The organism is Halobaculum sp. EA56 (genome assembly GCF_051195075.1).
Taxonomy (GTDB): Archaea; Halobacteriota; Halobacteria; order Halobacteriales; family Haloferacaceae; genus Halobaculum.
This window is the reverse complement of the sequence record NZ_JBNTJX010000015.1, coordinates 55,355-78,028: the sequence shown is the minus strand read 5'-3', so window position 1 is coordinate 78,028 and position 22,674 is coordinate 55,355. Positions and strand designations below refer to the sequence as shown.

Below are 22,674 nucleotides of genomic sequence, written 5' to 3'. Positions count from 1 at the left end.
GATGCCACGTCAGCACCTGCTCTGAGATGTGCGGCTCCAAGGCGTCGTACTCGTACGGTAACGGATCGAGTTCGTAGTCGCTCATGATTGAATCCCTCCGACTACTACAACGGCGTGATAGCTGTTAAAGATTGAGAAGAGGACTGCTAGCACTTCACAAGAACCTTTCGCCGGTGGGTCGACGCCTGCAGGCGGTTTCGACCCTCGAAAGGTCGGCGGACCGGCCCGCACGTTCACCTCACGTACACGAGCTACCCGGGCCGGGGAACGAGGGGCGCACCGGAACCGGGGAGGCACTCGCGGTCCGCTTCGCCGGTATCGACGGACCGAGGCAGTCCCGGGGGAAAGGCGGCGGCGTGCGCGAGTGGCGCGGCGTCGGGCTGGTCGGCGGGTGGCAGGTGTCGGCGAGCGTCTGCTTCTACGCGGTCTTCGCGACGACGGCGTTCCTGCGCGCCGACTTCGGGCTGACGCGCTTCCGGACGGGGCTGGCCGTGACGGCGGTGATCGCGGGGTACACGCTCGCGCTGTTCGCGGCCGGCGCGGTCGTCGACGCCTACGGCGAGCGCGTGCCCATGGTCGGCGGCCTGCTCCTCGTGGGCGCGGGGTGCGTCGCCGTCGCGCTCGCGCCCACGTATCCGCTCGTGCTCGGGTCGCTCGTGCTCGTCGGCGTCGCGTACGCGACGGCGATGCCGGCGACCAACCGGGCGGTCCTGGTGGCCGCCCCCGAGGGCCGGCGCAACCTCGCGATGAACGTGAAGCAGGTCGGCGTCACCGTCGGGTCCGGGCTCTCGGCGGGGCTGATCACGGCCGCCGGCGCGGGCGGCGACTGGGGACGGGGGTTCATCGTCGCCGCGGGCGTCGCCGCCGTCGTCGCGGTCGCGTTCGCCCGCGGCTACGACGGCCGCGCGGGGTCCGGGTCGCTCTCGCTTCCGGACGTCCGGGGCCTCCTCTCGGGGCGCGGGTACCGGGGCCTGCTCGTCGCGGGGTTCTTCCTCGGCGCGGCGGTGTTCACGACGACCGGCTACGTCGTGCTCCACATGACGGACGCCGTGCTCGCGTCCGCCGCCGTCGCCGGCGGCACGCTCGCGGCGGTCCAGGTGACGGGGAGCCTCGGGCGACTCGGCGGCGGCGCGGTGGCGGACCGACTGTCGGCCCCGTCCGTCGCGGCGAACGCCCGCGTCCTCCTCGTCCAGGCGATCGTCAGCGCCGTCGGGTTCGTGGCCGTCACTGCCGTCGGCGTCCCGCTCGCCGCCGCAGCGGCGTTCGCGCTGCTCGGGTTCTTCGTCCTCGGCTTCCCGGGGATGTACTACGGTTGTCTCACCGCGCTCGTCGACGACGGCGAGGTGGGCGCGGCCACCGCGGGGGGGCAGACGGCGATCAACCTCGGCGGGCTCCTCGCCCCGCCCGCGTTCGGCTACCTCGCGGACGCGGCCGGGTACGCGCTCGGCTGGTACGGGCTCGCGGGGTGTGCCGCGCTGGCGGCCGCGGCACTGGTGCCGCTCGCGCGGGCGTGACGGGCGACGCGCACCCGGCCGTCTCGCGTTCGCGCCGTGGTCACTCCGCGATCGCGCCCGGCTCGTATGCCGCGTGCTGGCGGGTGTACTCCATCGTCGTCGCCACCGACTCGGCCACCTCGGCGCCGGCCTCGCGCTCGACGACGTGCAATGCGAGGTCGAGACCGGAGGTGACGCCGCCCGCCGAGAGCACGTCGCCGTCGTCGACGACGCGCTCCTCGCGCACCTCGGCGGCGCTCTCGCGGAGGTCCTCCAGCGCGGAGGCGTGGGTGACCGCGGGCCGGCCGTCGAACACGCCCGCCTTCGCGAGGAGCATCCCGCCGGTGCACACGGACGCGACCGTCGCCCCGGCGTCGTGGTGGGCCGCGACCGCCTCGGGGATCGCGCCGCGCTCGTACTCGGCCCACGCGCCCGCCTCGCTGCGGTCGTTCCAGCCGCCGCCGGGCACGACGAGCAGGTCCGCCTCGCCCGGGTCGGGCAGCGGCGCCTCGGCCTCGACGCACAGCCCGTGGCTCGCGGTGACGGTGCCGGGGCCGTCCATCGAGACGAGTTCGGTGTCGAAGTCGGCGCCGGCGCCCTCGGCGTTGCGGAACACCTCGAACGGGCCGACCGCGTCCAGCTCGTCGAACCCCTCGTACAGCAGCACGGCGATGTCCATACCCGACGCTCGATCCGCGAGGGGAAAGTCGTGTCGTGGCGGCCGAGCGGATCCCCGTCGGGGCGGGCGGTCAGACCCGCCGGCCGATCACGTCGCGGAGATCGTCGGCGACCTCGTCGGGGTCGGTCGAGTCGACGGTGAACCGGGCCCGTGACTCGTCAGTCTCGGCCATCTCGGAGAGCAGGCCGCCGCGGCGGTCCACCTCGACGAACGCCGTCAGCGACTCGGGGCCGTCGCGGGCGACCAGTTCGAGTTCGTCGAGGTCTCCCGCGAAGGGACCGCCGTGCGGGCGGAACTCGAACTCCTGGACGAACGGGGAGCCGAAGTAGCGGCCGTGGGGGTCGGCCTCGCACTCCGCCGTGTGCAGCGAGAGCCCCAGCGCCTCGGCGGCGTCGAACAGCGCCGACATGCGGGGGGTCGGCTCGACGGTGAGCGGGTCGCGGTCCTCGGGATCGACCGCCATCGAGATGTCGAGTTCGGTCTCGACCCAGACCTCCGTCCGCCCGCGGGTGAGCGGCGTCTCGTACGGGATCTCGATCTCCGTCGGGACGGTCCGCTCCTGGCCGGGCTCGACGGTGAAGCCGTCCGTGAGGGTGTAGCGGGCGATGTCGGCCTCCCGGTAGCCGTCGTCGGTTCGGTAGCGCGTCTCCAGCTCGAGCTCGATCCGTCCGACCTCCTGTTCGGCGTCGCTGCCGGCGACCTCGACGCGCGCGCCGACGGTCTCGCCCGGCCTGACCGTGGTCGAGTCGAGGACGGTGTCGACGCTGGCGTTGCCGATGCCGACGCTCGCGAGGACCTTTTTCATGGGTGCACCGGAACCTGCGGCGGGATCGGATATCAATTTTCTGTCCGGTCCGGCTCGCGTTCCTCCCGGCGGCGGCCCCCCGCCTCCGTCCGTCAGTCCGCGCTCGCCCCCCCGTCCTCGCCGCGGGCGCGCTCGAACATCGAGATGGCCCGCTCGCGCATCTCCGAATGGTCGACGATCGGGTCCGGGTACTCGGGGGCGAGCTGTCGCCGGCGGCCGACCGACAGCTCGTGCCACGAGTGGACGTTCTCGGGCGAGACGCCCGCGAGTTCGGGGACGTACTCCGCGATGTACTCGGCGCCGGGGTCGTACCGCTCGCCCTGGGTCATCGGGTTGAAGATCCGGAAGTACGGCTGAGCGTCCGTCCCGGTCGAGGCGGCCCACTGCCAGCCGCCGTTGTCGTTGGCGGTGTCGTGGTCCGCGAGGTGCTCCCTGAAGTGCTCGTAGCCGTGGCGCCAGTCGAGCAGCAGGTCCTTCGTCAGGAACGAGGCGACGATCATCCGCACGCGGTTGTGCATGTACGCCTCCTCGCGCAGCTGTCGCATCCCGGCGTCGACGACGGGGTAGCCCGTCTCGCCGTCCTTCCACGCCTCCAGATGGGCCATCGCCTCGTCGTCCGCGCGCCACTCGATGTCGCGCTCGTACTCCTTGAAATTCTCCGTCACGACCTCCGGATTCGCCCACAGCACCTGCGTGTAGAACTCCCGCCAGGCCAACTGGGACTGGAACTCCTCGACGGACTCGACGGCGGGGTCCTCTCCCTCATCGTCGCCGCCCATCGCCTCGGCCTCGGCCATCGCCGCCTCGGTCGCGGCGTACACCTCCCGCACCCCGATCGTCCCCCACTTCAGGTCCGCCGAGAGCCGGGAGGTGGCGCGCCGCGCCGGGTAGTCGCGGTCCTCGGCGTACCGGAAGACGGCGTCCTCGCGGAACGAGGCGAGGCGGTCGCGGGCCGCCTCGGTGCCGGCGGCCTGCACGTCGGCGTCGGGCTCTTCGAAGCCGAGGTCCCCGATGTCCGGGAGGTCGTCGCCGCGCACGTCGGCCAGGTCGTCCGGCTCGGGGGCGTCGAACGGGTCGGCCTTCGGGCGGTCGCGCCACTTCCGCCAGAAGTAGGTGAACACCGAGTACGGCTCCCCCTGGTTGGTCGTGATGGCGCCGGGCTCGTGGTGGACGGCGTCGTGGTACGTCTCGCGGGCGACGCCGGCGTCGTCGAGGGCCATCCGGACGCGAACGTCGCGCTCGCGGGCCAGCCCGGAGTAGTCCTCGTTCCAGACGACCGCCTCGGCGTCGTGCTCGGCCGCGAGGGACGGGAGCACCTCGGCGGGGTCGCCGCGGGCGACGAGCAGGTCCGAGTCGCGCTCGCGGTAGTCCGCACGCAGTTCCGCGAGCGCGTCGAGCATGTACCGGACGCGGGCGTCGCCGCCGTGCGCGAGCACGTCGTCGTCGAAGACGAAGACGGGGACGACCGTGTCGCCGTCGCCGCCGTCGGCCGCGGCGGCGAGCCCGCGGTTGTCGGCGACGCGCAGGTCCCGGCGGTGCCAGAACAGTCGCGTGGGCATGGAACCGCACACGGGCGCGACGGTAGTAAGCGCACGGGACGACGCCGGCGGAACGACGCGCCCGTCCGCCGCGGTCGGGGCGGGCCCGGCGGGGGTCGGCGCTGGACGGGTTCGACCGTCAGATCGGATCGATCGCGTCCCGCCGGCCGTCGAGGACGGCGAACCGCTCGCCGCGGCGGCGTTCGAGGAGGTGCAGGAGGCGCTCTGCCCACTCGAGCTTCCGCGCCTTCACTCCGTCCACGGCGGGGTCGTCGAGGTCCCAGCCGGGGAACGCCAGCCGCTCGGCGCCGCAGTGGTCCGCGAGGAAGGCAGCGCGGTCGCCGTCGGTGAAGCCGCCGTAGTTGCGGACGGCGTCGACGGGGGCCGCCTGCGTCGTGACGAGCGTGTGGGCGGCGTCGTAGCGGGGGAGCCACTCGTCGACGAGGGCGCCGTTGTCGCCGTGGGCGTGGGCGACGACGACCGCGCCGCGCTCGGTCCGGGCGAGTCCGCTTCCGGGGTTCTTGTCCAGGTCGGTCACCATCGCGTCGACCGTCACACCCAGGGACGCGAGCCGGTCGGTGGCGGTCGAGGCGGCGAACACGCGGTCGGCGTCGCGGGCGAGGCCGGCGTCGGCCTCCAGGGACGGCCCCGCCCCGGCGACGGCGACGGTCTCGCCCGCGCAGTCCAGGCGGTCGAGGTCGAACGGCTCGGCGTGTGCGGCGGCCCGGTCGCGGACGGCCTCGTCGGCGGCGCGGTCGAACCCGAAGTCCGCGAGGATCGCCTCGTAGACCGGCTCCCAGTCGTCGAAGTCCATCGGTGTCACTCGGGGATCGGCGTCGCTCAGCAATACGGGATCGGGCCGGGAGCGCACCAGAGTACCCCTACCCGCGGTGCCCTTCCGGCTTCCGACCTGGGGTTGCGACGGATCGGGTATAAGTTTTCTTACTCCGTCGGACGCGCGACCGACGCCAGGGCGGCGTCCAAGGCCTCGGAGACGCCGCTCGCGGCGTCTGCGGTCGCGGCGACCCCGCGGACGGTCCCCACCAGCAGCGCCGTCGCGGCCCCCTCGGCGGCGACGACCCGCGCCGGCGACTCGACGGTCGCCGCCCGGAGCGCGCCCAGTTCCTCGGCGTCGAGCCCGTCGAACTCGTACGCCCGGGCGACGGCGTCGGCCGCCGCCGCCGGGTCGCCGCCGACGCGGTCGGCGTGCCGGCGGGCCTCGCCGGTCGTCGTCACGTCGAGTTCCTCGACGGACACCTCGCCCGAGGTCCGAACCCGGTCGCGGGCGAACTCCGCGCCGATGAGCGCGGCGTCGCGCGTCTCGGCCACGTCGTGCGTGCGGACGATGTGGGCCCCCCGCTCGACGGCCATCGAGGTGGCCGCCAGCGAGACGGGCAGCGCCCCCTCGGTGTCGCGACCGGCGACGCTCCGGAGGAAGTTCTTGCGGTTGATCGACACGAGGATCGGGCGGCCGTAGCCGCGGAACTCCCGGAGGCGGTGGAACGTCTCGCGGTCGTCCGCGAGGGTCTTCTCCTCGGACCAGCCCCCGAAGGCCGGGTCGACGATGGTCTTGTCCGTGAAGCCGTTGAGCGAGAGCGCCTCGTAGATGTCGTCGACGTCCTCGACGGCGCCCGGCCGCTCCAGGTCCGGCGGGGAGGCCATCTTCGCGACCGCGACGTCGTGGTCCTCGCAGACGCGGGGCATCTCCGGGTCCGCGAACCCGCAGATGTCGTTGACCATGTCGAAGCCGCGGTTCAGGGCCGCCTCGGCGACCTCGTGGTAGCGCGTCTCGATCGAGAAGACGGCGTCGCCGGAGACGCTCTCGATCGTCTCGACGGCGGTGTCGAGCCGCTCCAGCTCCTGCTCGGCCGACAGCACCTCGAACCGCTTGTTCGCCGACTCGAGCCCCACGTCGACGATGTCGGCGCCCTCGCCGATCAGCTCCTCGTCGACGTACCGCGCAGCCTCGCCGGGGTCGTCGTACACGCTGGGGTCGTACGGGGACTCCTTCGAGACGTTCAACACGCCCATGATCCGGGGCGGGTGGTCGTCGCCGATGCGGAGCCCCGCGGCGTCGACAGTTCGCATGGACCGTGACAGGGGAGGCTCGCGTTTCGGTGTTGTGATCCCGGCGGGCGACGAACGCGTGCCCGCCGCCCCACGTGCCGCCGGCGGGCGGCGAACGCGCCGTTTATCCCCGACGCGCGGCTAGCGCCGGCAAATGGGTAAGGTGAGCATCGGCCTGCGCGGCTGGCGCTTCGACGAGGACGACGTCTTCACCGACGCCGGCGGGTGGAAGCCCTTAGAGGAGATCCCGAAGGAGCCCCGCCACCGGCTCGTCCGCCTGCAGGTCGTGATGAACAAGCCGTGCGACGCCTGCTACCTGATCCACGGCGAGGAGAACAAGCGACAGTGCAGGGTCGCGAGCATCGTGTACGGCGAGCCGCTGGACGAGGTGCTGCTGTGTGACGAGCACGAGGCGGACTTCCTGTACTGGTTCCGCGAGCGCGGCGGCGCCAGCATCGCCGGCGAGGAGACGTTCCGAGACGCCTTCCACGAGTGGTTCGACGACGGCGGCCGCGCCCCCGACGGCTACGGCGGCATGGACCACGTCGAGGAGGCGCCGGAGGACCTCCCCGACCTGCGCGACCCCGAGGACCTGTACGAGGACGAGGACCTGCTCGCCGACGAGCGTCCCGACTTCGACGGGGACGGGACGGTCGGCGACGACGACGACGGGGACGACGCCGAGGACGACTTCGATCTCGACCTGGACCGGGAGTACCCGACATGAGCGACGACGCGGACACGAACGGGGCCGCCGCCGGCGACCACGCGGACCGCGAGTTCGCCGTCGTCGTCGTCGAGCCGGAGACGCCCGGGAACGTCGGCACCATCGCCCGGGCGATGAAGAACTTCGGCCTCACGGACCTGAAGCTCGTGGACCCGCCGGATCTGGACCCCGACGGCGAGGCGTACGGCTTCGCCGGCCACGCCCGCGAGGACGTGCTCCCGAACGCCGACACGGTGACGCTCGACGAGGTCGTCGAGAACTACCACACGGTCGGCACCACCGCCATCACCGGCGAGGACGCCCGCCGGCACGTCCGCTTCCCCTTCAAGACGCCCGCGGAGCTCCGGGAGTCGCTGGCGGCCGTCGACACCGACACGGCGCTGGTGTTCGGGCGCGAGGGCACCGGCCTGAACAACGCGGAGCTGGAGCGGCTGGACGAGCTGGTCTCGATCCCCGCCAACCCGGACTACCCGGTCCTGAACCTCGGACAGGCGGCGACGGTGACGCTGTACGAGCTCCGCTCGCTGTTCCTCGACGGGTACCAGCTCCCCGACGTGGAGCACGAGCGCGCCGACGAGACGGAGATCGAGCGCTTCTACGAGCAGTTCGGGGCGTTCCTCGGGCAGGCGGAGTCGCGCGATCACAAGCGCGAGCGCAGCGAGCGCCTGATCCGCCGGCTCGTGGGCCGGGCGCACCCGACGAGCAAGGAGGTGACGACGCTGACCGGCGTGTTCCGCCGCGCGACCGACCTCATGGAGCGGGCCGACCACGCCGCGCGCGAGCGGACCGGCGACCGGTAACCGGGAGCTACATCGCTTCGCCGGTCGGGATCCGTCGCGACGGTACGCGGCGACGCGCCAGTTGTCACAGCCACGGAGGGCGACGGCGGGCCGGCGCGGGAGCACACGAAATCCGGTGTGTGTCCGCCGCACGCCCGAGGGGGGAAGCGTCGCCGCCGCGGCCGGTTCGACCGGCGGTAGTCGCCGCGTACCGGCGCGACGGCGTCCCGCCGGCGCCTCGTCGCGCGTAAACTCACGTGAACGGTCGACGCCCATATATCCGGGTCGCTCCGACACCCGATCGCCCCTACCCGGGTGTGCCACCGCACGCCCTCACGGCCGCGGCGCGGGGGGATCGGGCCGTCACGCCGCGTTTCCGTTCGCCGCGGCCTCGTTCTTCGTTCCGCGGAGCGGCCGCGCCGGCCTCCTCGGCGGGCGGCGACCTGTCTGCCGGCCCGCCTCCGATCCGGACGCGTTTTGGGCCCGGACGGAGTAGCGGGCGGCAATGGACGACGACCTCAGGGAGCGCGTGCGAGCGGAGGCGGAGAAGCACGCCCTCTACAACGCCCTGAAGCACGGCTCCGACCCCGACGTGGGCGCGATCATGGGCCCGCTGATGGGGGAGAACCCCGACTTCAGACCCCACGGCGACGAGATCCCGGGCGTCGTCGCGCCCGTCGCCGCCGAGGTGAGCGACCTCGACGACGACGAGCGCCGCGAACGCTTGCTGGACCTCTCGCCCGACCTCGTCGAGGAGTTGGAGGCCGAGGACGAGGGCGACGAGCAGGTGCTCCCGGACCTCCCGAACGCCGACGAGTACGACGAGATCCGGATGCGTCTGGCCCCGAACCCGAACGGCCCGTGGCACCTCGGCTCCGCCCGGATGCCGGCGGTCATCGGGACGTACAAGGAGCTGTACGACGGCTGGATGCTCTGCCGGTTCGACGACACCGACCCCGAGACGAAGCGGCCCGACCTCGACGCCTACGACGAGATCCTCGACGCCATCGACTACCTCGGCTTCGAGCCCGACGAGGTGCTGAAGGCGAGCGACCGCGTCGAGACGTACTACGACCACGCGCGGGAGCTTATCGGGAAGGGCGGGGCCTACACCTGCTCGTGCCCGGCCGAGCACTTCCGCGGGCTGAAGGCCGACGGGGAGCCCTGCGAGCATCGCGACAAGGACGTCGAGACCGTCCGCGAGGAGTTCGAGGCGATGGTCGACGGCGAGTACTCGGACGGCGAGATGGTGTTGCGCGTCAAGACCGACATCGAGCACAAGAACCCCGCGCTGCGTGACTTCGTGGCGTTCCGGATGGTCGACACGCCCCACCCCCGCGAGGAGGCCGCCGACTACCGCGCCTGGCCGATGCTCGACTTCCAGTCGGGGATCGACGACCACCTCACGGGCGTCACGCACATCGTCCGGGGGATCGACCTCCAGGACTCCGCCAAGCGCCAGCGGTTCGTCTACGACTACTTCGGCTGGGAGTACCCCGAGGTCGTCCACTGGGGTCACGTCCAGATCGACGCCTACGACGTGCCGATGTCCACCTCGACGATCAAGGAGAAGGTCGAGTCCGGCGAGCTGACGGGGTGGGACGACCCCCGCGCGCCCACCATCGCGTCGGTCCGCCGCCGCGGCATCCGCGGCGAGGCCATCGTCGACGCGATGGTCGACCTCGGCGTCTCCACCAGCAACGTCGACCTCGCGATGTCGAGCATCTACGCGAACAACCGGGACCTGATCGACGACGACACCGACCGCCGGTTCCTCGTCCGCGACGCCGCCGAGTCCGATGCCGAGGGGCGCGAGGGCCTCCCGTCCGGGCCGGCCGAGAAGTTCACCCTCGCCGGCGACGCGCCCGGGGCGGGCCACCCGCCGCTGCACCCCGACCACGATGGGCGCGGCGACCGCGACGTGCCCGCGAGCGAGGCCGTCCTCCTGGAGGCCGACGACGCGCCCGCCGACGGCGAGCGCGTCTGGCTCAAGGGCTTCGGCTGCTTCCGACGCGACGGCGACGACCTGGTCTGGTCGGGCACGGACATCAGCGACGTCCGCGAGGAGGGCGTCCCCGTGGTCCACTGGGTCGGCGCCGGCGACGACGAGCACGTCCGCGTCCGCCTGCGGACGATGGACGGGGACGTGGTCGGTCACGCCGAACCGGGGTACGCCGACTACGCGTCCGACGACCTCGTGCAGTTCGAGCGCGTCGGGTTCGCCCGCTTCGACGCGGCGCCGGGGGACGGCGCCGACGAGGCGGAGCCCGGCGAGTACCTCGCCTTCTACGCCCACCCGTAGGGCGATCGGGGCCGTCCCGGGCCCGGCGCCGTCGCCGTGCTTCGTTCCCCGCCCACACTACCGCCAACGGTAGCTCTTTCCGGGGACGTACGTGATCGATGGTCATGGTAGACAGGATCGCGGACGGCGAGGTGGCGCGCAACTACGTCGGCGGCGAGTGGCGCGAGGCGACCGGCGACGAGTCCGGCGACGTGGTGAACCCGGCGACGGGGGAACGGGTCGGCACGGTGCCGTTCTCGTCGGCCGACGACGAGGACGAGGCGGTCGCGCTCGCCAACGAGGCGTTCGCGGAGTGGTCGAGCACCGCCGTGGAGGAGCGCATCCAGCCGCTGTTCCGGCTGAAGTCGCTGCTGGAGGAGCACCAGGAGTCGCTGGCGGAGGTGCTCGTCACCGAGCACGGCAAGACCAAGCGGGAGGCGATGGGCGAGATCCGCCGGGGGATCGAGAACGTCGAGGTCGCCTGCGGCGTCCCCTCGACGATGCAGGCGGGCCACCTCCCGCACGCGGCGCCCGACATCGACGAGACCGCCGTCCGCCAGCCGCTGGGGACGGTGGTGGCGGTGACGCCGTTCAACTTCCCGGCGATGATCCCGCTGTGGTTCCTCCCGTACGCGGTGGCGACGGGCAACACGTTCGTCCTGAAGCCCAGCGAGCGCGACCCGTTCACGCCGAACCGGATCGCCGAACTGGTCGACGAGGCGGGCTTCCCCGACGGCGTCGTCAACGTCGTCCACGGCGGCCCGGACACCGTGAACCGGCTGATCACCCACGACGGGGTCGAGGCCGTCTCCTTCGTCGGGTCGACGCCCATCGCCGAGCACGTCTACGAGACGGCCGCCGGCGCGGGCAAGCGCGTGCAGGCGCAGGGCGGCGCGAAGAACCACGTCGTCGTCTCGGCGAACGCGGACCTCGCGTACGCCGCCGAGAAGACCTGCTCGTCGGCGTTCGCCAACGCCGGCCAGCGCTGTCTCGCCAACCCCGTCGCCGTCGTCGAGGACGCGGTGTACGACGAGTTCGTCGACCGCCTCGTCGCCGAGGCGGAGGCGATGGAGGTCGGTCCCGGCCTCGATGAGGGGACCGACATGGGCCCGCTCGTGTCGGGACCGCACCGCGACTCGGTGCTGGAGTACGTCGAGGCCGGCGTCGAGGAGGGCGCGGAGGTGCTGCTCGACGGCCGCGAGCGCGACGTGCCCGAGGAGGGGTACCACCTCGGCCCGACGGTCTTCGGCGACGTGGACCCCGACGCGAGCGTGGCGCGCGAGGAGATCTTCGGGCCGGTGCTGGCGCTGCTGCGCGCCGAGGACTTCGACGACGCGCTCTCGCTGGTGAACCGCTCGCGGTACGGCAACGCCGCCTCGCTGTTCACCCGCGACGGCGGCGAGGCCCGGCGCTTCCGCCTGGAGGTCGACGCCGGCAACGTGGGCGTCAACGTCGGGACGGCCGCGCCGATGGCGTTCTTCCACTTCGGCGGCGACAAGGACTCGTTCTTCGGCGACCTGCACGCCCAGGGCGACGACGCGGTGCGGTTCTACACCGACGAGACGGTGTACATCGAGCGCTGGCCCGACGCCTGAGCCGGGACGAGACTGCCGCCGCCGCCCCGCCGCTCCCTCGGGGACGCCGCCGGGTTCGGTGCCGAACGGTTTACGGTGCTGGCCGCGTCCACTCCGGCAATGACCGAGGACGGGGACCAGCCCCGGGGGAAGACGGCGTCGCCGGGGAGCAACGTGAACGCCGTGCTCGACCCGGCCCTCCTGAACCGGATGACCGACGGGTTCCACGCGTACGACGACGAGTGGAACACGACCTACCTCAACGAGCGGGCCCGTCGGATCGTCTCCGAGGCGGCCGGCGAGGACCTCGCGACCGAGGACATCGTCGGGCGGAACATCTGGGAGGTGGTGCCGGAGGCCGTCGGGACCGACATCTACGAGCGCTACCACGAGGCCGTCGAGACCCAGGAGCCGCTGGAGTTCGAGACCTACTACGAGCCGCTTGGGCTGTGGCTCGAGGTCCGCGCGTTCCCCTCGGATTCGGGGCTGTCGGTGCTGTACCGGGACATGACCGACGAGAAGCGACGGATGCGGGAGTTGCGGGAGCGCGAGGAGACCCTGCACGCGATCACCGAGGCGATCGCCGACACCGACTGCTCCTTCGAGGAGCGCGTCTCCCGGCTCCTCGAGATCGGCGCCGGGATGCTGGACACCGAGTACGGCACGCTCTCGCGGATCCGCGACGACCGGTACGTCTTCGAGGTGGTGTACGCCCCCGACGACAGCGTCGCCGCCGGCGACGAGGTCGACCTGTCGGCGACCAACTGCGAGCGGGTCGTCGTCACCGAGGAGTCGCTCGCGCTCAGCGACGTGGGCGAGGACCCGGACCTCTCCGAGCGGGCCGGGTACACCGACTGGGGGGTCTCCTGTTACCTCGGCGCGCCGGTCCGGGTGAACGGGTCGGTGTACGGGACGTTCTGCTTCTACGACCGCGAACCCCGAACCGAGCCGTTCGCGGACTGGCAGGTGACGATCGTCGAGCTGATGGCCGAGTGGGTGTCCTCGGCGCTGGAGCGGCAGGTCGTCGAGGAGGACCTCCGCCGGCAGAACGACCGCCTGGAGGAGTTCGCGGCGATCGTGAGCCACGACCTCCGCAACCCGCTGGCGGTCGCGAAGGGGCAGACCGAACTGGCCGCCGCCGAGCACGACAGCGAGCACCTGGAGAAGGCGGCCCGCGCCCACGAGCGGATGGACCGGATCATCTCCGACGTGCTGACGATGGCCCGGTCGGGGGGCGCCGTCGAGGATCCGGAGCCGGTCGACCTGTCGACGGCGGCCCCCGAGGCGTGGGCGACCGTCGACACCGCCGAGGCGACGCTAGACGCGTCGGACGCGCCGACGGTCACGGCCGACGAGAGCCGCCTGCTCCAGTTGCTGGAGAACCTCTTCCGCAACGCGGTCGAACACGGCGGCGCGGACGTGCACGTCGTCGTTGAGCCGATCCCGGGCGGGTTCGCCGTCGCCGACGACGGGCCGGGGATACCGCCCGAGGACCGCGAGGAGGCGTTCGAGCACGGCTTCTCCACCCGCGAGGACGGCACCGGGTTCGGGCTGAGCATCGTCCGGACCATCGCCGAGGCGCACGGCTGGTCGGTGTCGCTGACGGAGTCCGAGTCCGGCGGGGCGCGCTTCGAGTTCGTCGACGCCGACTGACCGGCCCGCCGGCGGACCGTCGCCGTCGACCCGGACGCCGATGTCGCCGTCCGTTCCGTCCGTGTCGGCCGTTCACACGGTCGTGACGCCGGCTCACGTCCGTCGGTCCTTTCGTGATGTTTAAGTACGGCCTCCGAGTTACACCGAACGCAGACACTGCAGGGGCGGCGGGCCCCGAGTCCGGAGCCGCGGCGGCTCGCGAGGCGACGATACAGCACGCAGGGTGTTGCGGTAGCCAAGCCTGGCCCAAGGCGCTGGGTTGCTAACTCAGTGGCGCAAGCCTCCGGGGTTCGAATCCCCGCCGCAACGCTGACCACACAGACAAGACATGAGTGCAGAAGAACCAGAGAACGCGCCCGACGCGGAGGAGGACGACGAGGACCTCCAGTACTTCGTCCGGATCGGTCAGACCGACCTTGACGGGACGAAGACCGTCGAGCGCAGCCTCAGCGACATGAAAGGCATCGGCCAGCGCACGGCGCGCCTGGTGGCCGAGGAGGCCGGCGTGGACCGAACCGCCACGTTCGGCCGCCTCGACCAGGACGACATCGACGCCGTCGTCGACGTCGTCCAGAACTTCTCCGACCACGTGCCCGACTGGATGGTCAACCGGCAGAAGGACTTCTTCACCGGCGAGACCACCCACGTCGTCGGCTCGGACGTCAACGAGAAGCGCCGCCACGACATCAACCGGATGAAGATGATCGACTCCTACAAGGGCATCCGCCACAAGCGGGGCCAGAAGGTCCGCGGACAGCGGACCAAGTCCACGGGCCGCACCGAGGGCACCATCGGGGTCAACGTCGAGGAGATCCGCGAGGAGCAGGCCGAGGAGGAAGCGGCCGAGGGTGAGGGCGAATGAGCACCGGAACCTCAACCAAGCGCTACGAGACGCCGAACCACCCGTACCAGGGCGAGCGCATCGACGAGGAGTCCGACCTCGTCTCCCGCTACGGCCTGAAGAACAAGGAGGAGCTGTGGCGCGCGCAGTCGGAGCTGCGCCGCTACCGCCGCGAGGCGCGGAGCCTCATCGGCGAGGCGCAGGGCGACGTCGAGGCGGCCAACGAGGCCGGCGCCGACTTCGTCGCGCGCCTCAAGCGCCTCGGCGTCCTCGACGACGCCGACGCGATCACGGACGTGCTGTCGCTGGACGTGACCGACGTGCTGGAGCGCCGGCTCCAGACGGTCGCCTACCGGAACGGCGTCGGCAACTCGACGAAGCAGGCGCGGCAGTTCATCCTCCACGGCCACGTGGTCGTCGGGGACGCCCGCGTCACCCGTCCGTCCTACAAGGTCGAGACCGCGGAGGAGGACCTCGTCGACTTCGACGAGATCTCCCCGCTCGCGGACGAACTCCACCCCGAACGCGCGGAGGGTCAAGAATGAGTGAATCCGAGTCCGGCGAGGGCCGCTGGGCCATCGCCAACGTGTTCGCGTCGTTCAACAACACCCTCATCACGGTGACCGACATCACCGGGGCCGAGACGCTGATCAAGTCCTCGGGCGGCGCCGTGGTGAAGCAGAACCGCGACGAGGCGTCGCCGTACGCCGCCATGCAGATGGCGGAGGGCGTCGCCGAGGAGCTCAAAGCGCAGGGCATCGAGGGCGTCCACGTCCGCATCCGCGGACCCGGCGGCAACGCCCAGAAGTCGCCCGGGCCGGGCGCGCAGCCGACGATCCGCGCGCTCGCCCGCGCCGGGATCGAGATCGGTCGCATCGAGGACGTGACCCCGATCCCGCACGACGGGACCCGAGCGCCGAAGAAGAACCGCCTGTAACCCATGGCGGACGACTTCGACGTCGAGGTAGTCACGAGCGACGATCGGTCGGCGCGGCTGCTCGTCCGTGGGCTCACGCCCGCGGTCGCCAACGGCCTGCGCCGGACGATCCTCTCGGAAGTGCCGACGTTCTCGATCGACGAGGTGCGGTTCGTCGAGAACTCCTCGGTCATGTTCGACGAGATGGTCGGGCTCCGCCTGGGGCTCGTCCCCCTGACGACGCCGCTCGACGACTACGAGGTCGGCGACACCGTCACCCTCGCGCTCGACGTCGAGGGGCCGGCGACGGCGTATTCGGGCGACATCGAGACGTCCGACGACCTCGTCCGGCCCGCCGACGAGAACGTCCCCATCATCGAACTGAAGGAGGGACAGCGGCTGGAGTTCGAGGCCGACGCGGTGCTCGACACCGGCAAGGAGCACGCGAAACACCAGGGCGGCGTGGCCGTCGGCTACCGCCACCTGCAGCGCGTCTCCGTCGTCGGCGACGCCGACGAGTTCGACGAGGAGGAGCCGAACATCCTCCGCGGCGTCATCGAGACCGAGGACGGCGAGCTGGTCCACACGGACGAGTTCGGCGCCGACCTCACGAACCGCTACCCCGGCAAGGAGCTTCAGATCGAGGACGTGCCCGGCGCGTTCGTCTTCCACATCGAGACGGACGGGTCGATGAGCGTCGAGGAACTCACCCTCCGGGCGGTCGAGTCGCTGCGTGACCGCGCGGACGAACTGGCAGAGAAAGTCGCAGTCTGATCCACAGATGTCGTCCCACCACACCCCCCGAACGTCCGCCCCCGCGTCGGGTCCGACCGGCCAGCGGACCCGCCGTCACCGTCCCGCACGGACGGGGTGGACCGAAGGGGTTATCCGGTGGGACGGCAAACGACGGGACGCGAGCAGGGGTAGCCCAGTCTGGCCAACGGCGCAGCGTTCAGGGCGCTGTCCTGTAGAGGTTCGCAGGTTCAAATCCTGCCCCCTGCACTCCCGTTCTTCCGAACCGATCCGGTCGCGGCCGGACCCGCGCGGGGCTCACACCGGGTGTGTCCCGCGGGCCCGGCCCGCGACCGACCCGACAACTCCCACTCAGGAGGTAATCGTATGAGTAGTAGCAAGAGTAATCCGAGACTTCAGAACCTCATCGCCGAACTGAAGTCGGTCGCGCGCTCGTCCGATGCCAGCGTCTGGCAGGACGTCGCCGACCGGCTCGAAAAGCCGCGGCGCACGCACGCGGAGGTCAACCTCGGCCGCATCGAGCGGTACGCGAACGAGGACGAGACCGTCGTCGTGCCGGGCAAGGTGCTCGGCTCGGGCGTGCTCCGTAAGGACGTCACCGTCGCCGCCGTCGACTTCTCCGGCACCGCCGAGACGAAGATCGACCAGGCCGGCGAGGCCGTCCGGCTGGAGGAAGCGCTGTCGAACAACCCCGAAGGGACGAACGTCCGGGTGATCCGATGAGTCTCGCCGAGTTCGAGGCCGACACGGTCGTCGACGCGCGCGACGCCATCATGGGTCGCGTCGCGTCCAAGGTCGCACAGCGCGCGCTCGACGGCGAGCGCGTCGCCATCGTGAACGCCGAGCGCGCCGTCATCACGGGGAACCCGGAGTTCACCGTCGAGAAGTACCGCACCCGCGCGAACCTCGGCTCCGACTCGGGGCCGTACTACCCGAAGCGGCCGGACCGCATCTTCAAGCGGTCCGTCCGCGGGATGCTGCCGTACAAGACCACGAAGGGTCGCGAGGCGTTCGAGAACGTCCGCGTGTACGTCGGCAACCCGTTCGAGTCGGAGACGTCCTCGCCCGACGAGGACGCGCCGGAGCCGGAGGTGCTCGAGGGCACCTCCCTCGACCGCCTGTCGAACATCAACTTCACCACCCTCGGGAAGGTCTCCGAGGACCTGGGGGCCAACGTCACATGGTAACGAACACGTCCGGAAAGAAGAAGACCGCCGTCGCCCGCGCCACCGTCACGGACGGCGAGGGGCGAGTGCGCATCGACTCCCAGCCCGTCGAGCTGGTCGAACCGGAGACCGCCCGCCTGAAGATGCTGGAGCCGTTCCGCGTCGCCGGCGAGGACCTCCGCTCGGAGGTAGACGTCGACGTGACCGTCAACGGCGGCGGCTTCGCCGGCCAGGCGGACGCGGTCCGCACGGCCATCGCGCGCGGCCTGGTGCAGCACCGAAACGACGCGGAGCTGCGCGACGCGTTCATGGAGTTCGACCGCTCCCTGCTGGTGAACGACTCCCGGCAGAGCGAACCGAAGAAGTGGGGCGGGCCCGGCGCGCGCGCCCGCTACCAGAAGTCGTACCGCTGAGGTGGTCCGCCCATGATGATCCCCGTCCGGTGTTTCACCTGCGGCAACGTCGTCGGCGAACACTGGGAGGAGTTCAAGGCCCGCGCCCGCGAGGGCGACGAGGACCCCGCGGCGGTCCTCGACGAGCTGGGCGTCGAGCGGCACTGCTGCCGGCGGATGCTGGTCAGCCACACTGACCTGGTGGACGTCGTCTCCCCCTACCAATGAGCACGAACCTGGAGTACAACCGGTACGAGAAGGCCCGAATCCTCGGCGCGCGAGCGCTGCAACTGGCGTACGGCGCGCCGGTGCTGATCGACTCCGACCAGTCGGAGCCCATCCTCATCGCGGCCGAGGAGTACGACGCCGGCGTCCTGCCGTTCACCGTCAGGCGGGAGGGCACGTAGATGACGCGCATCGAGTCGGTGTCGCTGCGTCGCGTGCTCGACTCCCGGGGCAACCCGACCGTCGAGGCGGACGTGCTCACCCAGTCGGGCGGCTTCGGCCGCGCGGCGGCGCCATCCGGGGCGTCGACGGGGGAGTACGAGGCGATCGAGCTCCCGCCGATGGAGGCCATCGCGGCGGCCCGCGAGCACGCGGTGCCGCGGCTCGTCGGCGAGGTCCACGCGGGCAACCAGCGCGACGTGGACGCGACGCTGCGGGCCGCCGACGGCACCGGGGACTTCTCGGAGATCGGCGCCAACAGCGCCGTCGCCATCAGCATGGCGGCCGCGAAGGCCGGCGCAGACGTGCTGGGCGCGCCGCTGTTCCAGCACCTCGGCGGCACCTTCCGCGACGCCGACCGGTCGTTCCCGGTCCCGCTGGGCAACGTCGTCGGCGGCGGCGAGCACGCCGCCGAGGCGACCCACATCCAGGAGTTCCTCGCGGCGCCCGTGGGCGCGCCGTCGGTGGCGGAGGCGGTCTTCGCCAACGCCGACGTGCACGCCGAGGTGGCCGAGATCCTCGGAGAGCGCGGGATCGCGGCCGCGAAGGGCGACGAGGGCGCCTGGGCGCCCGCCGTCTCCGACGCCGAGGCGTTCGAGATCGTCGACGAGGCGGCCGACCGCGTCGCGGACGCGCTCGGCTTCGAGATCCGGTTCGGCCTCGACGTGGCCGCCTCGGAGCTGTACGACGCCGACGCCGGCGTCTACCGCTACGGCGACGACGAGCGCACGCCCGACGAGCAGATCGACTACGTCGCCGGCCTCGTCGACGAGTACGACCTCGCGTACGTCGAGGACCCGCTCGACGAGGACGACTACGACGGCTTCGCCGAACTGACGGCGCGCGTGGGCGACCGCACGCTGATCTGCGGCGACGACCTGTTCGTCACCAACGTCGAGCGGCTGGAGCGGGGGATCGAGGAGGGCGCGGCCAACAGCATCCTGATCAAGCCGAACCAGATCGGGACGCTCTCGGACGCCTTCGACGCCGTGGAGCTGGCCCACCGCAACGGGCTGGACGCGGTCGTCTCCCACCGCTCGGGCGAGACCGAGGACGCGACCATCGCACACCTCGCCGTCGCGACCGACGCCCCGTTCATCAAGACGGGGACCGTCGGCGGCGAGCGCACCGCCAAGCTGAACGAACTCATCCGCATCGCGGAGGAGGCAGTATGAGCGAAAGCGAGAACGACGCAGACACCGAAGCGGCGGCCGACGCCGAGGAGGAGGTCACCGAGACCGAGCCCGCGGCCGACGAGTCGCCCGACGAGACCGAGGCACAGACGGAGACCGAGGAGGCGGCCGCCGCGGCCGCCGCGGACGAGGAGGAGGAGGCGGCCGGTCCGCGCTTCGACGAGGACGTCATGCCGGACGACGAGGCCGACCTGCTCATCCCCGTCGAGGACTACCTCTCGGCGGGCGTCCACATCGGGACCCAGCAGAAGACGAAGGACATGGAGCGGTTCATCCACCGCGTCCGCGACGACGGCCTGTACGTGCTCGACGTGAGCGAGACGGACGGCCGAATCCGGACGGCGGCGTCGTTCCTGGCGAACTACGACCCCGAGCAGGTGCTCGTCACCTCCTCGCGCCAGTACGGCCGCTACCCCGCCGAGAAGTTCGCCGACGCCATCGGCGCGCGCGCCCGCACCGGGCGCTTCATCCCGGGGACGCTGACGAACCCCGAGTACGCCGGCTACATCGAGCCGGACGTCGTGGTCGTCACCGACCCCATCGGCGACGCGCAGGCGGTCAAGGAGGCCATCACGGTCGGCATCCCGGTCATCGCCATGTGCGACTCGAACAACCAGCTCAGCAACGTCGACCTCGTCATCCCGACGAACAACAAGGGTCGCCGCGCCCTGTCGGTCGTCTACTGGCTGCTGGCCAACGAGACGCTCGACCGCCGCGGCGCCGAGCCCGGCTACGCCCTCGAGGACTTCGAGGCCGAACTGTAAGCCGGCGGCTACCTTCGATTACTCCTTCGATCCCACGTCGCCAGCGGACGCGCCGGCGGTCGCCGCGGTACCGGTCCGTCGGGGAGGCCCGCCCGTGCCGTCCGCGTCACTCCGGAAGCAGCGCCTCCGCTTCCTCGAGCGTGGCCGCCCGGCGGTCGGCGCCGCCGACCGCCCGGCCCTCGCCGACGCGCACGACCGTCGAGGCGCCGGCGACCCGCAGGAACGTCTCCCACTCGCCGAGCACGGCGAGGGCGTTGCCGTGAGCGGCGAACTCCCGGACGTCGACGACGACCCCGAACCGCTCGTCGCACTCCTCGGCGCGGTGGCGCGCCCGGGCCATCGCCGCGACGACGGCCGGCCCGTCGAACTCCCCCGAGAGTTCGACCAGCAGCCGCGACCCGTCGGGGCTGCGGTCGACGCGCGGGGAGGGGTCGGGCGATGTCGTCGAACTCATGACACACGATACCACGGTTGTTCACATAATTCCGTCGCCGAAAGTATCGAAATGGATAATCGGACTGCGGCCGACGGACCTCGAACGGAGCGAGCGTCGGGCCGGAGGCCGGCCCCCGCGTGTCCGTGCCGCGCGTGTGTCGAACGCGGGCGCCGAGCGAACGCGGCACGGTCGTCACGACGGTGCGCCCTCTTTCCCCCGCTCGACGGCCCGGGTGAGTGATGCGGACGAGGCCGCGCGGGTCGGCGCGTCCTCCGGCATCACGGTCCGCAACGGGAAACGGAGTTGAATAAAGGTGACGGTCACCGAACGCATCGGCCGCGCCCGCCGCGGAGAGTCGCAAAGGCTGTTAGGGGTGCGGCGATGGCTTCGAGTATGACCACCTGTAGCGCGCCGGGGAAGGTGTACCTCTTCGGCGAGCACGCGGTCGTCTACGGCGAGCCGGCGGTGCCGTGCGCGGTGGAGCGCCGCGCCAGGGTGACCGTCGAGCCGCGCGAGGACGGGCGGGTCCGCGTCGACGCGGCGGACCTCTCGCTGGACGGCTTCACCGTGACCTGGGGCGGCGACGTGGACGACCGCCCGGACATCGACGTGCCGGCCTCGCTCGTCGAGGCGGCGATGGAGTACATCGACGCGGCGGTCGCGCAGGCGCGCGACGCGGCGGACGCCCCCGACGCGGGCTTCGACATCACCGTCGAGTCGGACATCCCGCTGGGCGCGGGGCTCGGCTCGTCCGCGGCGGTCGTCGTCGCCGGCATCGACGCGGCGACGCGGGCGCTGGGCGAGCCGATCGACCCCGAGGAGGTCGCCCGTCGCGCCTTCCGCGCCGAGTACGAGGTGCAGGACGGACAGGCCTCGCGGGCCGACACCTTCTGCTCTGCGATGGGCGGGGCCGTCCGCGTCGAGGGCGACGACACCCGCACGGTCGACGCGCCGCCGCTCCCGTTCGTGATCGGCTACGACGGCGGGGCCGGCGACACCGGCGAGCTGGTCGCGGGGGTGCGCGCCCTCCGGGAGGAACACGACTTCGCCGCCGACACCGTCGCGACGGTCGGCGATCTCACCCGCGCGGGCGAGCGCCTGCTGGCCGACGCCGACCCCGACGGGGAGCCGGACGCCGACCTCCTGGCGGACCTGGGGGAGCTGATGGACTTCAACCACGGCCTGCTGTCGGCGCTGGGCGTCTCCTCGCGGTCGCTCGACGCGATGGTGTGGGCGGCCCGCGACGCCGGCGCCGCGGGCGCGAAGCTCACCGGCGCGGGCGGCGGCGGCTGCATCGTCGCGCTCGATCCCACCCCGGAGACGCGGCGGGCGCTGGAGTTCTCCGCCGAGTGCGAGCAGGCGTTCAGGGCGGAGCTGGCGACCGAGGGCGTCCGCGTGGAGGAGCCGTAGATGGTCGTCGTTCTGAAGCTCGGCGGCTCGGTGATCACCGAGAAGGACCGCCCCGAGACGCTGGACGGCGAGGCGCTCGCGGCGCTGGCGGACGCGATCGCGGCCGCCCTGGACGACGGTGCCGTCGAGGACCTCGCCGTCGTCCACGGCGGGGGCTCGTTCGGCCACCACCACGCCGCGGATCGGGGCGTGACGACCGAGGAGGGGATCCGCGACGCCGACGGCGTCATGGCCGTCCACGGGGCGATGAAGACGCTGAACCGGTTCGTGCTCTCGCGCCTGCACGCCCGGGACGTCCCCGCCCTGCCCGTTCACCCGCTGTCGGCGGCCGTCAGGGACGGGGACGGCGACCTCTCGCTGATGACCGAGCAGGTCGCGACGATGCTCTCGGAGGGGTTCGTCCCGGTCCTCCACGGCGACGGCGTCGTCCACGCCGGCGAGGGCGTCACCGTCGTCTCCGGCGACGAGCTCGTGACGGAGCTGGCGACCGCGCTCGACGCCGACCGCGTGGGGCTGTGCTCGACGGTGCCGGGCGTGCTCGACGGCGACGAGGTGATCCCCCGGATCGAGGCGTTCGAGGAGGTCGCGGACGTGCTCGGCGTCAGCGACGCGACGGACGTGACCGGCGGGATGGCCGCGAAGGTGCGGGAACTGCTCGCGCTCGGGTCGCCCGCGTACGTGTTCGGCCCCGACGCGGTCGAGGCGTTCCTCGCCGGCGAGGACGCCGGGACGCGGATCGGGTGACGCTGGCGCACCGGGTCGA

25 protein-coding genes, 2 tRNA genes and 1 pseudogene are annotated in these 22,674 nt (G+C 72.0%); 21 read left to right on the top strand and 7 right to left on the bottom strand.

What is annotated here, in order from left to right; translation table 11 throughout:
- Nucleotides 1-85, bottom strand: a pseudogene (locus ACQUQ1_RS18185) (superoxide dismutase); the annotation flags it as partial.
- 271 nt (nt 86-356) lie between these two features.
- Here ACQUQ1_RS18185 and ACQUQ1_RS18180 point away from each other — a divergent pair.
- Complete coding sequence (locus ACQUQ1_RS18180; protein ID WP_435065717.1) at nt 357-1,514, top strand: MFS transporter; 1,158 nt, start codon at nt 357-359, stop codon at nt 1,512-1,514.
- Nucleotides 1,515-1,554: 40 nt separating this feature from the next.
- Here the strand turns inward: ACQUQ1_RS18180 and ACQUQ1_RS18175 are convergent, their stop codons facing one another.
- The 5 genes from ACQUQ1_RS18175 to ACQUQ1_RS18155 all read right to left on the bottom strand — a co-directional run bounded on the left by ACQUQ1_RS18175 (nt 1,555) and on the right by ACQUQ1_RS18155 (nt 6,603).
- Nucleotides 1,555-2,172 carry a DJ-1/PfpI family protein gene (locus ACQUQ1_RS18175; protein ID WP_435065716.1) on the bottom strand — a complete coding sequence of 206 codons (618 nt, stop codon included), beginning with the start codon at nt 2,170-2,172 and terminating at the stop codon, nt 1,555-1,557.
- A gap of 70 nt (nt 2,173-2,242) precedes the next feature.
- On the bottom strand, nt 2,243-2,977 hold the full coding sequence (locus ACQUQ1_RS18170; protein ID WP_435065715.1) for a sporulation protein: 735 nt from the start codon (nt 2,975-2,977) through the stop codon (nt 2,243-2,245).
- Between the two features lie 92 nt (nt 2,978-3,069).
- On the bottom strand, nt 3,070-4,536 hold the full coding sequence (locus ACQUQ1_RS18165; RefSeq protein ID WP_435065714.1) for a cryptochrome/photolyase family protein: 1,467 nt from the start codon (nt 4,534-4,536) through the stop codon (nt 3,070-3,072).
- A gap of 118 nt (nt 4,537-4,654) precedes the next feature.
- Entirely contained in the window at nt 4,655-5,329 is a 675-nt protein-coding gene (locus ACQUQ1_RS18160; RefSeq protein ID WP_435065713.1) for a 6-hydroxymethylpterin diphosphokinase MptE-like protein, read from the bottom strand.
- Nucleotides 5,330-5,457: 128 nt separating this feature from the next.
- Nucleotides 5,458-6,603, bottom strand: coding sequence for a dihydropteroate synthase (locus tag ACQUQ1_RS18155; protein WP_435065712.1), 1,146 nt, complete (start codon nt 6,601-6,603; stop codon nt 5,458-5,460).
- Between the two features lie 133 nt (nt 6,604-6,736).
- Between ACQUQ1_RS18155 and ACQUQ1_RS18150 the strand changes: the two genes are divergently transcribed.
- From ACQUQ1_RS18150 to rpsB, 18 genes are all read left to right on the top strand, one after another.
- A complete protein-coding gene (locus tag ACQUQ1_RS18150; protein WP_435065711.1) occupies nt 6,737-7,309 on the top strand; it encodes a hypothetical protein in 573 nt (190 codons plus the stop codon).
- Nucleotides 7,306-8,109, top strand: coding sequence for an RNA methyltransferase (locus tag ACQUQ1_RS18145; protein WP_435065710.1), 804 nt, complete (start codon nt 7,306-7,308; stop codon nt 8,107-8,109). The genes ACQUQ1_RS18150 and ACQUQ1_RS18145 overlap by 4 nt, the downstream gene beginning before the upstream one ends.
- Nucleotides 8,110-8,593: 484 nt before the next feature.
- Nucleotides 8,594-10,390: a glutamate--tRNA ligase gene (locus tag ACQUQ1_RS18140; protein ID WP_435065709.1), complete on the top strand. Its 1,797-nt coding sequence runs from the start codon at nt 8,594-8,596 to the stop codon at nt 10,388-10,390.
- Between the two features lie 98 nt (nt 10,391-10,488).
- A complete protein-coding gene (locus ACQUQ1_RS18135) occupies nt 10,489-11,964 on the top strand; it encodes a CoA-acylating methylmalonate-semialdehyde dehydrogenase (RefSeq protein ID WP_435065708.1) in 1,476 nt (491 codons plus the stop codon).
- 99 nt (nt 11,965-12,063) lie between these two features.
- Entirely contained in the window at nt 12,064-13,596 is a 1,533-nt protein-coding gene (locus ACQUQ1_RS18130) for an ATP-binding protein (protein WP_435065707.1), read from the top strand.
- Between the two features lie 225 nt (nt 13,597-13,821).
- Nucleotides 13,822-13,905: transfer RNA gene (locus tag ACQUQ1_RS18125), tRNA-Ser, on the top strand.
- Nucleotides 13,906-13,924: 19 nt separating this feature from the next.
- The gene (locus tag ACQUQ1_RS18120; RefSeq protein WP_435065706.1) at nt 13,925-14,458 is read left to right on the top strand and encodes a 30S ribosomal protein S13; all 534 of its coding nucleotides are present in this window, start codon (nt 13,925-13,927) and stop codon (nt 14,456-14,458) included.
- Nucleotides 14,455-14,982, top strand: a complete 528-nt coding sequence (locus tag ACQUQ1_RS18115; protein ID WP_435065705.1) for a 30S ribosomal protein S4 — start codon at nt 14,455-14,457, stop codon at nt 14,980-14,982. The genes ACQUQ1_RS18120 and ACQUQ1_RS18115 overlap by 4 nt, the downstream gene beginning before the upstream one ends.
- Nucleotides 14,979-15,374, top strand: coding sequence for a 30S ribosomal protein S11 (locus ACQUQ1_RS18110; protein WP_435065704.1), 396 nt, complete (start codon nt 14,979-14,981; stop codon nt 15,372-15,374). The genes ACQUQ1_RS18115 and ACQUQ1_RS18110 overlap by 4 nt, the downstream gene beginning before the upstream one ends.
- Before the next feature lie 3 nt (nt 15,375-15,377).
- Nucleotides 15,378-16,127 carry a DNA-directed RNA polymerase subunit D gene (locus ACQUQ1_RS18105; protein ID WP_435065703.1) on the top strand — a complete coding sequence of 250 codons (750 nt, stop codon included), beginning with the start codon at nt 15,378-15,380 and terminating at the stop codon, nt 16,125-16,127.
- A 143-nt stretch (nt 16,128-16,270) separates the two neighbouring features.
- A tRNA-Leu gene (locus ACQUQ1_RS18100) sits at nt 16,271-16,355 on the top strand.
- Nucleotides 16,356-16,412: 57 nt separating this feature from the next.
- Nucleotides 16,413-16,829: a 50S ribosomal protein L18e gene (locus ACQUQ1_RS18095; protein WP_435065702.1), complete on the top strand. Its 417-nt coding sequence runs from the start codon at nt 16,413-16,415 to the stop codon at nt 16,827-16,829.
- Nucleotides 16,826-17,293: a 50S ribosomal protein L13 gene (locus ACQUQ1_RS18090; protein WP_435065701.1), complete on the top strand. Its 468-nt coding sequence runs from the start codon at nt 16,826-16,828 to the stop codon at nt 17,291-17,293. The genes ACQUQ1_RS18095 and ACQUQ1_RS18090 overlap by 4 nt, the downstream gene beginning before the upstream one ends.
- Nucleotides 17,287-17,685 (top strand): 30S ribosomal protein S9, encoded by a 399-nt coding sequence (locus tag ACQUQ1_RS18085; RefSeq protein WP_435065700.1) that lies wholly within the window; start codon nt 17,287-17,289, stop codon nt 17,683-17,685. Before ACQUQ1_RS18090 ends, ACQUQ1_RS18085 begins: the two co-directional genes overlap by 7 nt.
- A 12-nt stretch (nt 17,686-17,697) precedes the next feature.
- The gene (locus ACQUQ1_RS18080) at nt 17,698-17,892 is read left to right on the top strand and encodes a DNA-directed RNA polymerase subunit N (RefSeq protein ID WP_435065699.1); all 195 of its coding nucleotides are present in this window, start codon (nt 17,698-17,700) and stop codon (nt 17,890-17,892) included.
- Nucleotides 17,889-18,071: a DNA-directed RNA polymerase subunit K gene (locus tag ACQUQ1_RS18075; protein WP_435065698.1), complete on the top strand. Its 183-nt coding sequence runs from the start codon at nt 17,889-17,891 to the stop codon at nt 18,069-18,071. Before ACQUQ1_RS18080 ends, ACQUQ1_RS18075 begins: the two co-directional genes overlap by 4 nt.
- Complete coding sequence (gene eno / locus ACQUQ1_RS18070; RefSeq protein ID WP_435065697.1) at nt 18,072-19,283, top strand: phosphopyruvate hydratase; 1,212 nt, start codon at nt 18,072-18,074, stop codon at nt 19,281-19,283. It abuts the gene before it with no gap.
- The gene (gene rpsB / locus ACQUQ1_RS18065) at nt 19,280-20,065 is read left to right on the top strand and encodes a 30S ribosomal protein S2 (protein ID WP_435065696.1); all 786 of its coding nucleotides are present in this window, start codon (nt 19,280-19,282) and stop codon (nt 20,063-20,065) included. The genes eno and rpsB overlap by 4 nt, the downstream gene beginning before the upstream one ends.
- Nucleotides 20,066-20,171: 106 nt before the next feature.
- Here rpsB and ACQUQ1_RS18060 read toward each other — a convergent pair whose 3' ends face one another.
- Nucleotides 20,172-20,519, bottom strand: coding sequence for a hypothetical protein (locus ACQUQ1_RS18060; RefSeq protein ID WP_435065695.1), 348 nt, complete (start codon nt 20,517-20,519; stop codon nt 20,172-20,174).
- A 375-nt stretch (nt 20,520-20,894) separates the two neighbouring features.
- On the opposite strand from ACQUQ1_RS18060, the gene mvk reads away from it, so the two are divergent.
- Together mvk and ACQUQ1_RS18050 are read left to right on the top strand one after the other, a co-directional pair.
- Complete coding sequence (gene mvk, locus ACQUQ1_RS18055) at nt 20,895-21,911, top strand: mevalonate kinase (protein ID WP_435065694.1); 1,017 nt, start codon at nt 20,895-20,897, stop codon at nt 21,909-21,911.
- Complete coding sequence (locus ACQUQ1_RS18050; protein WP_435065693.1) at nt 21,912-22,655, top strand: isopentenyl phosphate kinase; 744 nt, start codon at nt 21,912-21,914, stop codon at nt 22,653-22,655.
- The last annotated feature ends 19 nt before the right edge of the window (nt 22,656-22,674 follow it).

Coding starts and splice junctions, on each gene's coding strand:
- ACQUQ1_RS18175 (WP_435065716.1), bottom strand. CDS start 2,172: ATGGACATCGCCGTGCTGCTGTACGAGGGGTTCGACGAGCTGGACGCG.
- ACQUQ1_RS18170 (WP_435065715.1), bottom strand. CDS start 2,977: ATGAAAAAGGTCCTCGCGAGCGTCGGCATCGGCAACGCCAGCGTCGAC.
- ACQUQ1_RS18165 (WP_435065714.1), bottom strand. CDS start 4,536: ATGCCCACGCGACTGTTCTGGCACCGCCGGGACCTGCGCGTCGCCGAC.
- ACQUQ1_RS18160 (WP_435065713.1), bottom strand. CDS start 5,329: ATGGACTTCGACGACTGGGAGCCGGTCTACGAGGCGATCCTCGCGGAC.
- ACQUQ1_RS18155 (WP_435065712.1), bottom strand. CDS start 6,603: ATGCGAACTGTCGACGCCGCGGGGCTCCGCATCGGCGACGACCACCCG.
- ACQUQ1_RS18150 (WP_435065711.1), top strand. CDS start 6,737: ATGGGTAAGGTGAGCATCGGCCTGCGCGGCTGGCGCTTCGACGAGGAC.
- ACQUQ1_RS18145 (WP_435065710.1), top strand. CDS start 7,306: ATGAGCGACGACGCGGACACGAACGGGGCCGCCGCCGGCGACCACGCG.
- ACQUQ1_RS18140 (WP_435065709.1), top strand. CDS start 8,594: ATGGACGACGACCTCAGGGAGCGCGTGCGAGCGGAGGCGGAGAAGCAC.
- ACQUQ1_RS18135 (WP_435065708.1), top strand. CDS start 10,489: ATGGTCATGGTAGACAGGATCGCGGACGGCGAGGTGGCGCGCAACTAC.
- ACQUQ1_RS18130 (WP_435065707.1), top strand. CDS start 12,064: ATGACCGAGGACGGGGACCAGCCCCGGGGGAAGACGGCGTCGCCGGGG.
- ACQUQ1_RS18120 (WP_435065706.1), top strand. CDS start 13,925: ATGAGTGCAGAAGAACCAGAGAACGCGCCCGACGCGGAGGAGGACGAC.
- ACQUQ1_RS18115 (WP_435065705.1), top strand. CDS start 14,455: ATGAGCACCGGAACCTCAACCAAGCGCTACGAGACGCCGAACCACCCG.
- ACQUQ1_RS18110 (WP_435065704.1), top strand. CDS start 14,979: ATGAGTGAATCCGAGTCCGGCGAGGGCCGCTGGGCCATCGCCAACGTG.
- ACQUQ1_RS18105 (WP_435065703.1), top strand. CDS start 15,378: ATGGCGGACGACTTCGACGTCGAGGTAGTCACGAGCGACGATCGGTCG.
- ACQUQ1_RS18090 (WP_435065701.1), top strand. CDS start 16,826: ATGAGTCTCGCCGAGTTCGAGGCCGACACGGTCGTCGACGCGCGCGAC.
- ACQUQ1_RS18085 (WP_435065700.1), top strand. CDS start 17,287: ATGGTAACGAACACGTCCGGAAAGAAGAAGACCGCCGTCGCCCGCGCC.
- ACQUQ1_RS18080 (WP_435065699.1), top strand. CDS start 17,698: ATGATGATCCCCGTCCGGTGTTTCACCTGCGGCAACGTCGTCGGCGAA.
- ACQUQ1_RS18075 (WP_435065698.1), top strand. CDS start 17,889: ATGAGCACGAACCTGGAGTACAACCGGTACGAGAAGGCCCGAATCCTC.
- eno (WP_435065697.1), top strand. CDS start 18,072: ATGACGCGCATCGAGTCGGTGTCGCTGCGTCGCGTGCTCGACTCCCGG.
- rpsB (WP_435065696.1), top strand. CDS start 19,280: ATGAGCGAAAGCGAGAACGACGCAGACACCGAAGCGGCGGCCGACGCC.
- ACQUQ1_RS18060 (WP_435065695.1), bottom strand. CDS start 20,519: ATGAGTTCGACGACATCGCCCGACCCCTCCCCGCGCGTCGACCGCAGC.
- mvk (WP_435065694.1), top strand. CDS start 20,895: ATGACCACCTGTAGCGCGCCGGGGAAGGTGTACCTCTTCGGCGAGCAC.
- ACQUQ1_RS18050 (WP_435065693.1), top strand. CDS start 21,912: ATGGTCGTCGTTCTGAAGCTCGGCGGCTCGGTGATCACCGAGAAGGAC.